Raw genomic sequence first — 15110 nt, forward strand, 5'->3', positions numbered from 1 at the left:
AAGAAATAATTTCATCTTAATTGACATGTATAAATATGTAAGAAATTCTATTAATTTCTATGTAAATTAACCTTATAGCCTATTATTCTAATTTTTTTATTCAAAAGGCTACTATTCTTTCCAGTTTTATGGTAAAATCTTTAACTGAGAAGGAAAATCGAGGTGAAAATATGGCAATTCCAAAGTATCAATATATTAAAGATGAGTTAAAGAACAAAATCATTTCTGGTCAATTTGCCAGTGGAGATAAATTCTACACTGAAGCTGAATTGATTGCAATGTATGATGTGAGTTCTATCACAGTTGTCCGCGCCTTAAACGACCTTGCCAAGGATGGCTATATTGTCCGTCAACAAGGAAAGGGTACATTCGTTTCACGCGCACGTAAACACAAACTCGTAGAGTTTTCAGATGTAGAAGTTTTTGAAACTAAAGATGATAAAGTTACCGTCCTTTCTATTGAGCGTGGAAACAAACTAGGCTACTTAGAAAAACTTGGACTACGCGGAGATCAGTTCTACTACAAGATTGAACGCGTACGCGAAACAGGTGGTGTTGTGTACATCTACCATACATCTTACATCCCAGAACAATACGTCAACGCAAATTATCCAAATCTTGAATATTATAGCTCTATCTATAACCGTTTCAAATTGGATTACCACATTCACATGAATGATGAACATTTTGAAGAAATCAATGAAATAGCATTTCCAACTCCAGAACATGTGGCTTCGGTCCTCGGAGTCGATGAACAATTCCCAACCGTTTTACAAACCAAGACTACTAAACTAGAGTCTACTGGTCAAGTTCTCGCATACAGCGAAACATATAAACGAGCAGATTACTACAAAATCAAATTCATTTCATGTGACCGTGATCACTAAGAAGAAAGTCTAAGCCTAATCGCTTGGGCTTTTTCTATGCTTATTATATGACATTAAAAATGTATTTTCTATATGTCAATTAAGATAGACTAAATTTGTTTAAATTTTACTAAAATATAGGTAATTTTTATCAAAAGTACTTGAAGACAAAATAAAAATCGAAGTTCTTCTACTCCTATAAATAGAGTAATAGAAATTCGATTTTTATTCTAATTATCCTAAACCAAGACGTTCAAAGATATCATCCACTCGTTTAGTGTAATAAAGAGGGTTGAAAATTTCGTCGATTTCTTCTTGTGTGAGGCGTGATGTTACTTCTGAATCTGCTTCAAGAAGTGGTTTGAAGTCCACTTGATTGTCCCAAGAGTAAGCTGTTTTTGGTTGCACCAAGTCATAGGCTTGCTCACGGGTCATGCCTTTTTCAATCAAGGTCAACATAGCGCGTTGGCTGAAAATCAAACCAAATGTCGAGTTCATGTTGCGGATCATGTTTTCTGGGAAGACTGTCAAGTTTTTGACGATATTTCCAAAACGGTTGAGCATGTAGTCAATCAAAATGGTCGTATCTGGTGTGATGATGCGCTCAGCTGATGAGTGAGAGATATCACGTTCGTGCCAGAGAGCAACATTCTCATAGGCCGTAATCATGTGACCACGAATAACACGCGCAAGACCCGTCATGTTCTCAGAACCGATAGGGTTGCGTTTGTGAGGCATTGCTGAAGACCCTTTTTGCCCTTTAGCAAAGAACTCTTCCACTTCACGTTGCTCAGACTTTTGAAGACCACGGATCTCCGTTGCCATACGCTCGATAGAAGTCGCGATGCTGGCAAGAACCGCAAAGTACTCAGCGTGAAGGTCACGAGGAAGCACCTGTGTAGAGATTTCTTGAGCACGAATACCCAATTTGTCGCAGACATATTGCTCTACGAATGGTGGGATGTTGGCAAAGTTACCAACCGCACCAGAAATCTTGCCAGCTTCCACTCCGGCAGCCGCATGCTCGAAACGCTCGATGTTGCGCTTCATTTCGCTGTACCAAGTTGCCAATTTAAGACCAAAAGTTGTCGGCTCAGCGTGTACCCCGTGGGTACGACCCATCATGATGGTGAACTTGTGCTCCTTAGCCTTATCAGCGATGATGTTGGTGAAATTTTCAAGGTCACGACGGATAATGTCGTTGGCCTGCTTATAAAGGTAACCGTAGGCCGTATCCACCACGTCGGTAGAAGTCAAACCATAGTGAACCCACTTGCGCTCTTCACCAAGAGTCTCAGAAACCGCACGTGTGAAGGCTACCACATCGTGACGAGTCTCCTGCTCAATCTCCAGAATACGGTCGATGTCAAAGTCTGCTTTTTCGCGAATCAAAGCCACATCTTCCTTAGGGATTTCTCCCAACTCAGCCCATGCCTCGTCAGCCAAGATTTCCACCTCAAGCCAAGCACGGTATTTATTTTCTTCACTCCAAATATTCGCCATCTCAGGGCGAGAGTAACGGTTGATCATGTTGTTTCTCCTAACTATAATTCAAAAGGTTCTACAGGAACCGAGTTTTCATCAATCTTTATATTAGCGTAATGGTGAAAAACATCTTCTTGGTATACCTTCTCAATTTGTAAACTAAAAGTATAAAAGTATTTATTTTTCAGCAAATCAAAGAATTCAATACTTATCGTTACTAACTTTGGTATGCCTTTATTTACATAATCCACCTCCTCTTTACTCAATACAAAATCTAGTAATATATCCAATTCCAAACAACTTTCTTTTTGCACAAGACAGGCTTTATAGAATTGTTCAGCATTTAAAATACCCTCCGTAAAGAGATTGCCAACTTTAATATTACTTAGTATTGCATTATTAGAACTAACATTTGAAATACAGAGTAAAAATCTAGATTGTAAATAAACATATTTTGAAGTCTGTGTAGATAAATTGTCTAGCTCATTAGACAATTTATCTATTCCCACTTTTGGGCTACCATCATTGTAGTCTTTAAATTTCTCAAATAATGAAATATTATTTTCTTGAAATCTTTTAAAATTCGTCTCATCTCTAAGTATAATTTGATTTTTAGAAAAATCACCTTTATTTTCTAGATTTTTACTTGAAAATCTTAATATAGGCCTGTAACTTATTTTATTATCCCTTCGAGATTTTTCCGATTCAAAATCTAAAGTCAACTTAATCCCTATAATGGTAACAAAACTACCAACTAAACTACCATAAAAAGATAACCAATCATAGTCTCTAGTTAAACCTAAGTTCTGATTAGATAAATCAAAAACTATGGGGATTGAAATTAAAACTATGAAAAGTAAAAAGTACCGTTTATTATTTTTCAACATATAATTTTGTACCTTGTATTATCAGTATTCAAGAATGAGATTATCTACCAATCAATCCCTTTCCCTAACTCCTCAACCTCATCTGGCACATCACTAAACAAAGTCACATGTCCCATCTTGCGGTTGTGCTTCGCTTCTATTTTACCATACATGTGGAGGTGGGCGCTTGGATTTTCTGTCACATATTGCTCAGCAGCCTCGACATGCTGGCCGAGAACATTGAGCATGACGGCTGGGGCATGTAGTTTGATGGCTGGCAATGGTGCTCCGAGAACACCTAGAATATGGGCATTAAACTGAGAGAAGTCACAGGCTTCGATTGAGTAGTGTCCTGAATTGTGTGGACGCGGGGCAATCTCATTGACAATGATGTCATCAGCCGTCGCAAACATTTCCACACAGAGGGTTCCAGACAACTTGAGCTGTTCTGCGATTCGCACTGCCATTGCTTTAGCCTTGTCAGCTAAACTTGCTGAAATGCGAGCAGGCACGATAGTCTTAGACAAGATGTTGTTGCGGTGGATATTTTCCTGAACTGGGAAAACCGTCACGTCCTTGCCATTTCCTGATACGATGATAGAAATTTCAAGGTCAAAATTGACAAATTCTTCCAAGACACAGTCAGCTGAATCAGCTAGTGTATAAGCTTCTTCTAAATCTTCTTCTGAACGAATAACCTTTTGTCCATGCCCATCGTAGCCACCAGTTGCCGTCTTGAGGACATAGTTTTTAGACAGGTCGATATTAGCCAAGTCATTGCTAGAATTTACGACTTTGTAAGGAGCAACAGTTACTTGAGCCTTGTTTGACAAAAAGTCCTTTTCAAAAATACGATTTTGGGAAATGCGGAGTAGGTCCGTCCCTTGAGGAAGTTGTCCCTCCTTGATGACAGCATCCAAACCGTCAGCATCGACATTTTCAAACTCATAAGTCAGAATATCGCAAAGTTCCGCCAACTGACGAAGGGCGTCTACGTCGTCGTAAGGGGCCACAATGATTTCCGCCACACGAGAGGCCGGGCAATCCGCCGCAGGATCGAGCGCGATAACCTTGTGGCCCATGTAGATAGCAGAAATAGCCATCATTTGACCCAGCTGGCCACCACCGATAATTCCGATTGTTTTAGATGAGCTCATTTGTAGACTCCTCTGCGATTTTTCCTTGTTCTTCAGCAAAGTTGGCAAGTGCATCCGCAATGGACTTATCTTCTACAGAGAGGAGACGGAGGGCAAAGAGAGCCGCATTTGTCGCACCTGCTTCACCAATAGCCATAGTTGCGACTGGTACTCCACCTGGCATCTGAACGATGGAATAGAGTGAATCCACGCCACTAAGGGCACGAGATTTGACTGGCACGCCGATGACTGGAAGGGTTGTTTTGGCAGCTACCATTCCTGGCAAGTGGGCTGCGCCTCCAGCACCTGCGATGATGACCTTGATACCACGGCTACGAGCCTCTTCGGCATGCTTGAACATAAGGTCTGGTGTGCGGTGGGCAGAGACAACTTTCTTTTCGTAAGCTACACCGAAGCGGTCTAGGACTTCTGCTGTTTTTTGCATGGTTGCCCAGTCGGATTTTGAGCCCATGATGATGGAAATTACTGGTTTAGTCATGATTCTTCCTCCAACTAATTCAATGTGTTATATAATTTCGAAAGTTGTTTTTGTAAACTTTCTTTAAACAAAACATCAAATTTGATACTCTTTTCATTGAATACTTGTCTGAACTCTTCGTACTCAACAGGATCTTCAATTATAGAGTCTCTATTTTTAATATACTCAATTATAAATTCAGTTAACTCGTTATATGGTTCATCTATTCTAAATTCTTCATCAAGTAAAAATTTTATAGTATCATATTGCTTTCTTGAATACATAACAGTTTCGGGTGGATTATTTATGTCTAATTTAGAAAATTCTTCAAGATAGGATTGATAAAAATCATAAAGTTTCTCATACCTAAATATTATAATTTTATCTGACCTATCTTTGTAGAATGATTTCATTGAAAACATTGCTTGACAAATAGCAATTAGAGCAGTTAAAAAACTAGTGATAATTGCTATATTTTCTGTCGAAAAATTCATGAAAAATCTCTTTTCTGGTTTATTTTATCGCCTTGCTTCCGATATCTGTTCGGTAGAAAAGCCCTTCTGTTTTTTGTTGGGCGAGTTCTTGGTAGATGGTGTCTTGAGCTTCTTTGACGGTGTCTGCTGTGGTGACGAGCATATAGACACGTCCACCGTTTGAGAGCAGTGTTCTGCTATTTTCCGCAAACTTAGCACCTGCATAGTAGGTGATGATGTCGCCTTCTGTCTTGGTTGGCAATTCAACACCCTTTTCATATTCTAGCGGGTAACCGTTGGATGCGACAACCACACCCAAAGTCACACCCTTGTCCGTCCAAGTGATGGCTGGTTCTTTACCTTCCAAAATATCAGTAATATTTTGTGCAAAATCAGAGGTCAGACGAGGCAAGATAATCTGAGTTTCTGGATCTCCGAAGCGAGCATTAAACTCGATGACCTTAGGTCCATCCGCTGTCAAGATAAGCCCCGCATAAAGAACACCCAGATAAGGACGACCTTCCTTAATCATCCCCTCTAGGACTGGCTTGACAATCGTGTCAACCGCTGTTTCAACCACACTCTGTGGTAAGTGTGGAACTGGCGCATAGGCACCCATACCACCCGTGTTAGGCCCTTTGTCGCCATCGTAGGCACGTTTGTGGTCCTGAGCTGTTGGCATAATGTAGAACTTGTCCCCATTGACAAAGGCAAAGAGGGAGAACTCCTCCCCATCAAGGAATTCCTCAATAACTACACGCGCACCTGAGTCACCAAATTTATTGTCCAAAAGCATCTCATGAGCGGCTTCGACCGCTTGCTCGACTGTCTCAGCAACGACGACACCCTTCCCAAGCGCCAAGCCATCCGCCTTGACTACGATAGGCGCACCCTGCTTTTCGATATAGGCCTTAGCTTCCTCGAAATCTGAGAATGTGCCATAGGCTGCTGTCGGAACGCCGTATTTGACCATGATTTCCTTGGCAAAATCCTTGGACCACTCCAGCTCAGCTGCCAATCTTGTCGGACCAAAGGCTTTGAGACCAGCTGCATGGAAATCATCCACGATACCAGCCGCAAGGGCGTCATCTGGACCGATAAAGGTCCAAGCAATATCGTTGGTTTTTGCAAACTCAATCAATTTAGAATGTTCGGAAATAGAGATATTTACCAATTCCAAGTCATCCAAAGTCATCCCATCATTCCCAGGAGCTACAAATACTTTTTCAACGTCTTTTGACTCAAGCAACTTCTTAGCAATCGCATGTTCACGACCACCCGAACCGACAACAAGCAGTTTCATTTCCCAACCTCTTTTGCGAATTATTTACTAATATTATAACACAAACGTTCGTTTTAATCTTGTTTCATTAAGCATTTTTAAGCAAAAAAGGAAAGAAACTGTTTTCTTCCCTTTAGTGTTCTTAATGTCTAAAATGTCTCACGCCTGTGAAGACCATGGTCAAGCCGTATTTATCCGCAGCTTCGATAGATTCTTGGTCACGGACGGAGCCATATCATAATTTCATATATTCAAAAATACTATACATATATTACGTAATAAATATTTGCTAATATAAAAAATTTTTATCATAAAAACATACTACATCATTTTTTAATTTGTCTCTAACTAACTTTTTAATATGACAATCCAATTTATTGAAACTGCCTTTAATAGTATGCAAAATATAATATGAACCTTGCAATTTAGCTTGGTAGGACATATATATTAGCGTTGACCAAACTTCAGCTACTAATTCTTCACATAACTTATGCTCTGTGGCCAACAAAAATAATTCACTGACCAAAATATTTTGATCTTCTTTATTTTTTTCATTTATATATATATCGTTTCTACCTCGTAGCATCTCACAGTAACCACAAATATATTCAAAAAATGTCTGTGAATCTTCCCTATTAAAATAGTCAGTAACAATCCTTGAAGATAAAATTTTTCTGATAGCCCTTTCAAATTCTGCATCTTCTGCTTCATGAAGCTGTATAATTATTGTTTGCCAAAAAAGTTCTTGATCCACTTCCTCTATACGATTGATATAATCAATTGCAATAAACATATTTTTACTTACTTGATTTCTCCCAAGCATTTCACTTTGTAAAATAGCTTGTAAAAAATCATCAACTCTTTTATATCTATTTTCAATATTATCATGAGTTGCCTTTTTAATAATTCTAGATAATTCTCTATCTATCTCCAACCCTAATATTTCAACAGTATAGTTTACTAACTCGCCTAAACTATATATATCCAATCGTATATCATCTGTGACTTCTCCCTTAATCAACTCTTTAGCAGAGAATCTATCATCTCCCATACCATATTTTGTGAGATGAAAATCATTAGATAAATCCTTGCTCAATCCAAAATCAGAAATGACTACTATCTCCTCCAATTCATCTATCAAAATATTTTCAGGTTTTAAATCTCTATGAATTATGTTGTTATCGTGTAAGAATGTTAAAGCATTACAAATTTGTTGAAAAACTTTTAGAGGAAATAAACCTTTATCTTTTTCTTTTAGTAGGTAGGTTTTATAATTATATTCATAATGACGCATTGTATATCTATACAATTCTTTATCATGATCTATTATTTTGATTATATTTTCATGTTCTACTTTATTGATATTATCAATTTCTGCAATAAATCTCCTTTTAGAATTCTCATCTTTCTTATATAAACGTTTTTCAACTATATTACAATCTCCGGAAAGTTTATAAACTTTACAAAATCCTCCTTTCCCGATTAAAAATTCTGGTACTGTAAGCTCTCTTCTGCTACTAGGCCTAGTAAGTTTATCTCTTAACATACTATTCCCCCATTATCAGGCAATCAAATTTAGGTACACTTCCATACTTTCCAACAAGGTACTCCTTCATAATATCCTTGTCAAATCTTACCTTGTATTCTTCTAAAGAGTACATGTGTGAAGCATTTTCTTCTTTATCAACAAACCAAATCTGATCACGACGTAATAATGATAAATCAAGTAATCTATCTTCATGAGTTGTCACTATCAATTGAATCAAATTATTTTCAAGAGATTTTCTTATAAATTCATAAGTCAAATTAGGATGGAAACTTCTATCAATTTCATCAATAATAAATACCTTATTTTCTACAGTATTTAAGACCCCGTAAATCTTAATTAAACGTCTTGTTCCATCAGATTCCTCACGAAAAGCAAATTTGGCATTCGTCCCATCGTGTATAAAATATAATCTCTCGATAACTATTTCATAATCGTCATTTACCGAGAAAAAGTATATATTTTCTTCGGTTTGAACAAGATTAATAATTTTTTTCGAATCTTTATTTTTATTAACTTCAATTACTCTACTAATAATTGACTCTAATACCCTGTCATCTGGGATTTCGTCAATATCTGCTTTAGTTATTTCCTCACGCTCAATAGCATTGATACCTGTAGAAAAAGAATGTAAAAATCTTGCCAATTTGTCTGTGTCTTCCTGCTTTAAAAAAACTTCTGCACTTCTACTTACTTCTCCTTCTGGTTCAATAATTTCCAATGTTTGTAAAAACCACTCGTAAGCTTTGTATACATCTATAGAATAATCAATCTTCCGTTCAGGATTATTTATATATTTCAAAAATAGTGAATTAGATTTTTGTGCATCAGATATATATATATCAAATCTAGGAATATCTTTTTCTAATAATCCCCAGTTTTCTATTGAAAAATGATTTTTATCAAATGGTTTAGAATAATCTATATTGAATAGCGCTAAATCATCTCCCCCTTCATTTCTGTACAACCACTCCTCTTTTAAACTTAAATTGAATAAGTTAACTGAAAAACCATATGTGTAAATTTTATTATCTGATATGAAATCAAATTCAAATTTTGTATCTTTCAATTTAAAACTATCTTGAGCTTTGAAATAACTGTCCTTCAACAAATTTTTTCTTAATTCATTTTTTGACGACAAAATAAATGTTCTTGCAAATGTTAATGCATTTATAAAATTTGATTTCCCTGACGCATTAGCACCATAAATTGCAGAAAAATTTAATAACGATAGATTTTCACTAATTTGTTTCTTATACTTTCTGTGACTTCTAACCTTACTTGCAATCATTGAAAAATCGGTCAAATTTTTATATGATAAAAAGTTTTCAAATCGGAAATTAATCAGCATATCACGCCTCCAACTAAATGTGAAATTTTCACCTAATTATATCATCATTTTTAAAACATGTAAAACAATAACAAAAAATCCTTTCTTTTTTGTGAAATTTTCACTTTTTATAATTGTGTTAGTTATATATTACTTCAAATCTCATACTAATTTCTTAAAATTCTTGAGAGGTATTAAAAAACATCTAATCTGGAATTCCGTTTTAAAAGTCAGATACGATAATTCTAACTTTTAAAAATTGATACTTTTCGATTAGATGTTACTCTTCTTAATGTCTAAAATGTCTCACGCCTGTGAAGACCATGGTCAAGCCATATTTATCCGCAGCTTCGATGGATTCTTGGTCACGGACGGATCCACCTGGCTGGATGATAGCCTTGATACCTGCTTTGGCGATTTCTTCCACGTTATCCGCAAATGGGAAGAAGGCATCGGAAGCAAGGACGGCACCGTCAAGACGGTCTTTAGCTTGATCAATAGCGATGCGAACAGAAGCCACACGATTAGTCTGACCAGGACCAACACCCAATGTCATGTGGTCGTTAGTCACGATGATTCCGTTTGATTTGACATACTTGGTAGCCTTCCACGCAAACTCAAGAGCTGTCGCTTCTGTCTCAGTTGGTTGGCGTTTGGTCACCACTTGCCAATCGGCTGGGCTTTCCTTGACAACATCCTGATTTTGAACGAGGAGACCACCGACCACACCTGTGTATTCTGCTTCTGCTTCACTGGCATCTTGTGCGTCAAATGGCAAGGCAAGGATACGCAAGTTTTTCTTTTTATTGGTCAAAATAGCTAACGCCTCATCCGTATAGCTTGGTGCTATGATGATTTCAAGGAAAACACCGTGCATCTTCTCAGCTGTCGCAGCATCCACCTCACGGTTAAGAACGACAATTCCACCAAAGATAGACACTGGATCAGACTCATAAGCGTAGTCCCAAGCAGTCTCGATGTCATCAGCTTGACCAATTCCACATGGATTCATGTGTTTGAGAGCCACAACGGTTGGACGATCTTTGAAGTCACGGATGATACGAATGGCAGCATCCGCATCACGGATGTTATTGAATGACAATTCCTTACCGTTAAGCTGTTTGGCTGAAGCAATCGAGTAGTCAGTCGGCAAAGCTTTCTGGTAAAAGTCTGCATCTTGTTGAGGGTTTTCACCGTAACGCATGGCTTGCTTGAGGTCATAGGTTAAAGTGAGCTTTTCAGGCTTACTTTCTCCGACTTGAGCTGTGAAATACTCTGCAATCAAGGCGTCATAAGCTGCTGTGTGACGGAAAACCTTGGCTGCCAAACGTTGGCGAGTTTCGTAACTTGTTTCGCCGTTAGCTGCCAATTGTCCCAAAACCACAGCATAGTCAGCTGGATCTACCACAACTGTTACGCTAGCATGATTTTTCGCAGCTGAGCGAAGCATAGATGGCCCACCGATATCGATGTTCTCCACCGCATCAGCATAAGTCACATCTGGTTTGAGGATCGTTTCCTTGAAAGGATAAAGGTTGACCACTACAAGGTCGATAAGCTCAATTTGGTTCTCCTTGGCTGCTTCCAAGTGGCTATCCAAATCACGACGAGCGAGGAGCCCACCGTGGATATTTGGATGAAGGGTCTTAACACGGCCATCCATCATCTCTGGGAAGCCCGTCACATCATCGATCGCAATGGTCTCCACCCCAGCATTGTCAAGGGCAGCCTTTGTCCCACCTGTCGAGATAATATCCCAACCGAGTTTTTTAAGTTCTTGGGCAAATTCAACAATGCCCTCTTTGTTTGAAACACTGATTAAAGCTTTTTTCGTCATTCTATTCCTCTTTCTTTAGGTCCAAGCGCATAGCGACTTCATTATTTTCTTCTATAAATCCTGTTTCCTGAAAACCCAAACTAGTCAACAGGCGCTTCATTTTTTCATTTCCAACCACATAATCTGCGATAATATGATTGCAAGCGCTATCCATCTGAGCCTTTTTGATTAGAACTTCCACAGCTTTTCGTCCATAACCTCTTCCTTGGTACTGCTGGCCAATCATTATCCGCCAGATAAAGTATTCCGCTTCATCCTTATCTATTTCCAACAGGAGAAAACCAACTACAAGCTCATTCCAATAAATTGCCATTGGAAACACATCCCCATTCTCTCGGTAGAGCCATGCGTCAGCTAAAGAGCGTACATTTGGAGACACGAAACGTGCTCGTTCATCAGCTTCAGATATTTTCAAATCCAGCACTGCCTGAAAACTGCTCTCATCTACTAATTTTATCTCAATCATTTTTTCTCCTAGCAATATTGCAAAATCAAAACTTGATTTACTTCTTATCTTCTACCCACCCCTAAACTCTCCAACACTTGAGGATAGAGCTGATACTCTGCTTCATGAATACGTTCTTCAAAGCTGGCTATGGTATCATCAGCCAGCCGTGGTACACGCACTTGTTTGATGACCTTACCTGTATCCACTCCGGAATCCACCCAGTGAATGGTCACACCAGACTGATCCACGTCAGCATTCCAAGCATCCTCAATCCCATGAGCTCCTGGAAATTCTGGCAAGTAGGCTGGATGAATGTTGATAATCCGACCTTCATAAGCTGCTAGTAAAGTAGGCCCAACAATTTTCATGTAGCCTGCTAGACAAACCCAGTCAATCTGGTGCTCTTCCAAGAGTTCGACAAGGGCTGCTTCGTAGTCTGCCTTGTTGTCAAACTCCTTGAGTTCAAAAGCATAGGACAGAACGCCGAGCTTGTCTGCACGTTCGAGCACATAGGCGTCACGATGGTCTGAAAAGACAAACTCTACTGGAAATTGTTCCGCTATCACCTGAAAATTTGAGCCATTACCAGAGGCAAAAACCGCTATTTTTTTCATTTGATGATGACACTTTCGTTTTCTTTCTTGACGATACGACCAATTTCATAGACTGGTTCATCCAACAATTCCTTGATACGACTTACATTTTCAGGGCTAACTGCTAGCATAAGTCCCACACCCATATTGAAGATTTCAAACATTTCTTCGTGTTTGATCTGACCGTATTTCTCAAGGGCTTTGAAAATCGGAAGCACTGGAACTTTGCTTTCATCAATTTCAGCAGCTAGGTCATCCGCAAACATACGAGGGACATTTTCGATAAAGCCACCACCTGTGATATGGGCAATGCCGTTGACCAACCCTTCCTTTATGAGTGGTAAGACAGCCTTGACATAGATACGAGTTGGCTCAAGAAGAACTTCCTTGAGTTGCTTGCCTTCCAATTCTGGCAAGATTTCCTCACCTGTGTAATCCGCAAAGACACGACGGACAAGAGAGTAACCATTGGAATGAATCCCACTTGAAGCAAGTCCGAGAAGAATATCTCCTTCTGCCACCTTTGAACCGTCAATGATTTGAGATTTTTCAGCCACACCGACCGCAAAACCAGCCAAGTCATAGTCATCTTCGCCGTACATGCCAGGCATTTCAGCTGTTTCCCCACCGATGAGGGCAGCCCCTGCCTGCACACAACCTTCTGCTACACCAGCAACTACTTGCTCTAGTTTAGCTGGCTCATTCTTCCCTGTCGCTACGTAGTCAAGGAAATAGAGTGGCTCCGCACCTGCAGCAATGATATCATTGACACACATGGCCACACAGTCCTGACCGATGGTATCGTGCTTGTCGTACTTGATAGCCAGCATGAGCTTGGTTCCGACACCATCAGTTCCTGAAATCAAGACGGGTTCTTTAACCCCAGTCTTTGAAAGGTCAAACATACCACCAAAGCCACCCAGTGCTCCCATGACACCTGCACGCTCCGTACGAGCCACGTGCTTTTTGATCCGTTCAACAACTTCATAACCCGCTTCAACATCCACACCAGATTGAGCGTACGCATTTTTATTTGCCATTTTATTTTTCCTTTTCTTTTTTTGGGAAAGACTGCGACGTATTTTTAGATAAACAATTATTTTATCTAAAAATACTAGTCAGGTCTCTAGCTTTGGTCCCATAGGAGAAAGCGTCTACTGACAAATGCTTTAGCTTTTAGTCAGTAGTGAGACGTGGGGCATAAGCATTCTTATTTGTCATCTATTTGTTACTTTTTTTTAATGGAAAATCTGTCATCTATTTGTAAAAACTGGTCTTTTCTTCCAAACTTCTACGATAATCTTCTTCATAGTCATAGAGAGGTGTTGGGTAGTCACCGTCAAAGTAAGCGACACAGAGACCGCCATTTGGCGCATCTGTTTCAATCCCAATCGACTCAATCAAACCTTCAACAGAAAGGTATGTCAGACTGTCCGCTCCAATGATTTGACGAGTTTCTTCGACCGTATGATTGGCCGCAATCAGCTCCTGACGGGTCTGGATATCAATCCCGTAGAAGCATGGATAAGCTAGCGCTGGACTACCAATGGCAACGTGAACCTCAGTCGCACCCGCTTCTTTCAAGAGTTGAACGATCCGACGAGAGGTTGTTCCACGTACAATAGAGTCATCAATCATAACCACACGCTTGCCTTTTACAACGCCTGAAACAGCAGAGAGTTTCATCCGCACCCCTTGCTCCCGTAATTCTTGAGTCGGTTGGATAAAGGTACGTTGGGTGTATTGGTTCTTGATGAGGCCCATTTCATTTGGTAGCCCGGACTCTTCAGAAAATCCCATAGCCGCGCTAAGGGAAGAATTGGGCACACCGACCACGATATCCGCCTCATGCTTGAATTCACGCGCCAATTGGGCACCCATACGTTTGCGAGCCGTATGGACATTGACACCATGAATGTTAGAATCAGGGCGAGCAAAATAGATATACTCCATAGAACAGATTGCTAACTGAGTATCATCTGTATAGCTATCATACTGGATTCCCTTGTCATCAATGATCACAATCTCACCTGGCTTCAAATCACGAATCCACTCTGCACCAATAACCTCAAAAGCACAGGTTTCAGATGAAACAACCACTGCTCCGTTGGCCATTTTCCCGATAGAAAGCGGACGGAAACCATTGGGGTCAAGAGCAGCAATTAACTTATCTTCAAACAGCAAGATATAGGCAAAGCCACCTTTAACTAGACTGAGCGCCTCCTTGATTTTGCCCATCAGGCTAGGATTATGACTGCGACGAATGAGGTGGGCCAAGATTTCCGAGTCCGAAGTCGCGCTGAAAATCGCTCCTCTTTGTTCTAGTTCTTTCTTGAGAGAGGCTGCATTGGTCAGATTTCCATTATGAGCCAAACCAAACTGCATATCGTGAAAACGAAAAAGGAAAGGCTGGATATTATCTACAGAAGCTTCGCCAGCAGTCGCGTAACGCACATGCCCAATCGCACCAGTCCCCGTCAATTTATCTAAGTTAGCAGGGTTTCTGAAGACTTCTGATAGAAGACCCATATCGCGATGCCGCTTTAATTTCCCTTGGTCATTGGAAAGGATTCCTGCCCCCTCTTGACCACGGTGCTGAAGACTATGGAGACCAAAATAGGTCAATTTAGCAGCATCTGGATGTCCCCAGATACCGAAAACACCGCATTCTTCATTAAGAGATTTTACTTCGTATGTCATTTTATATACCTAATTTTTATTTGTGTAGCACCAAGAGCTAAATCTACATGACTTTTACATTACTGATACT

14 protein-coding genes and 1 pseudogene are annotated in these 15110 nt (G+C 39.7%); 1 reads left to right on the forward strand and 14 read right to left on the reverse strand.

All coding sequences use genetic code 11. From position 1 onward, the window contains the following. The first annotated feature begins 170 nt into the window (after positions 1-170). Positions 171-887, forward strand: coding sequence for a GntR family transcriptional regulator (locus tag ACLNCV_RS03760; RefSeq protein WP_125454790.1), 717 nt, complete (start codon positions 171-173; stop codon positions 885-887). 213 nt (positions 888-1100) lie between these two features. On the opposite strand, the gene purB is transcribed toward ACLNCV_RS03760, so the two are convergent. The 14 genes and pseudogenes from purB to purF form a co-directional block, all read right to left on the reverse strand. After that, positions 1101-2396 carry an adenylosuccinate lyase gene (purB, locus tag ACLNCV_RS03765; protein WP_173306712.1) on the reverse strand — a complete coding sequence of 432 codons (1296 nt, stop codon included), beginning with the start codon at positions 2394-2396 and terminating at the stop codon, positions 1101-1103. Between the two features lie 14 nt (positions 2397-2410). Then, positions 2411-3238, reverse strand: coding sequence for a hypothetical protein (locus ACLNCV_RS03770; protein WP_261126211.1), 828 nt, complete (start codon positions 3236-3238; stop codon positions 2411-2413). A gap of 44 nt (positions 3239-3282) precedes the next feature. Then, positions 3283-4374, reverse strand: a complete 1092-nt coding sequence (gene purK, locus ACLNCV_RS03775) for a 5-(carboxyamino)imidazole ribonucleotide synthase (RefSeq protein ID WP_261126210.1) — start codon at positions 4372-4374, stop codon at positions 3283-3285. Continuing rightward, a complete protein-coding gene (gene purE, locus ACLNCV_RS03780) occupies positions 4361-4852 on the reverse strand; it encodes a 5-(carboxyamino)imidazole ribonucleotide mutase (RefSeq protein WP_004262541.1) in 492 nt (163 codons plus the stop codon). The genes purK and purE overlap by 14 nt, the downstream gene beginning before the upstream one ends. Before the next feature lie 14 nt (positions 4853-4866). Continuing rightward, complete coding sequence (locus tag ACLNCV_RS03785; protein WP_001011815.1) at positions 4867-5325, reverse strand: hypothetical protein; 459 nt, start codon at positions 5323-5325, stop codon at positions 4867-4869. A gap of 19 nt (positions 5326-5344) precedes the next feature. Further along, entirely contained in the window at positions 5345-6607 is a 1263-nt protein-coding gene (gene purD, locus ACLNCV_RS03790; RefSeq protein ID WP_261126209.1) for a phosphoribosylamine--glycine ligase, read from the reverse strand. A gap of 121 nt (positions 6608-6728) precedes the next feature. Continuing rightward, positions 6729-6818 (reverse strand): annotated as a pseudogene (locus tag ACLNCV_RS03795) (IMP cyclohydrolase); the annotation flags it as partial. Between the two features lie 57 nt (positions 6819-6875). Next, positions 6876-8132, reverse strand: coding sequence for a protein kinase domain-containing protein (locus ACLNCV_RS03800; protein ID WP_261116905.1), 1257 nt, complete (start codon positions 8130-8132; stop codon positions 6876-6878). A 1-nt stretch (position 8133) separates the two neighbouring features. Next, positions 8134-9483, reverse strand: a complete 1350-nt coding sequence (locus tag ACLNCV_RS03805) for an ATP-binding protein (protein ID WP_261126206.1) — start codon at positions 9481-9483, stop codon at positions 8134-8136. A 268-nt stretch (positions 9484-9751) separates the two neighbouring features. Continuing rightward, positions 9752-11299: a bifunctional phosphoribosylaminoimidazolecarboxamide formyltransferase/IMP cyclohydrolase gene (gene purH / locus ACLNCV_RS03810; RefSeq protein WP_261126204.1), complete on the reverse strand. Its 1548-nt coding sequence runs from the start codon at positions 11297-11299 to the stop codon at positions 9752-9754. 1 nt (position 11300) lies between these two features. Next, positions 11301-11765: a GNAT family N-acetyltransferase gene (locus tag ACLNCV_RS03815; RefSeq protein ID WP_084887381.1), complete on the reverse strand. Its 465-nt coding sequence runs from the start codon at positions 11763-11765 to the stop codon at positions 11301-11303. A gap of 44 nt (positions 11766-11809) precedes the next feature. Further along, complete coding sequence (gene purN / locus ACLNCV_RS03820; protein ID WP_261126202.1) at positions 11810-12361, reverse strand: phosphoribosylglycinamide formyltransferase; 552 nt, start codon at positions 12359-12361, stop codon at positions 11810-11812. Next, positions 12358-13380 (reverse strand): phosphoribosylformylglycinamidine cyclo-ligase, encoded by a 1023-nt coding sequence (purM, locus tag ACLNCV_RS03825; RefSeq protein WP_020903301.1) that lies wholly within the window; start codon positions 13378-13380, stop codon positions 12358-12360. The genes purN and purM overlap by 4 nt, the downstream gene beginning before the upstream one ends. 217 nt (positions 13381-13597) lie before the next feature. Continuing rightward, the gene (purF, locus tag ACLNCV_RS03830) at positions 13598-15040 is read right to left on the reverse strand and encodes an amidophosphoribosyltransferase (RefSeq protein WP_049544726.1); all 1443 of its coding nucleotides are present in this window, start codon (positions 15038-15040) and stop codon (positions 13598-13600) included. Positions 15041-15110 lie beyond the last annotated feature (70 nt).

Source organism: Streptococcus sp. CL5.50, assembly GCF_049738015.1.
Lineage (GTDB): Bacteria > Bacillota > Bacilli > Lactobacillales > Streptococcaceae > Streptococcus > Streptococcus mitis_CA.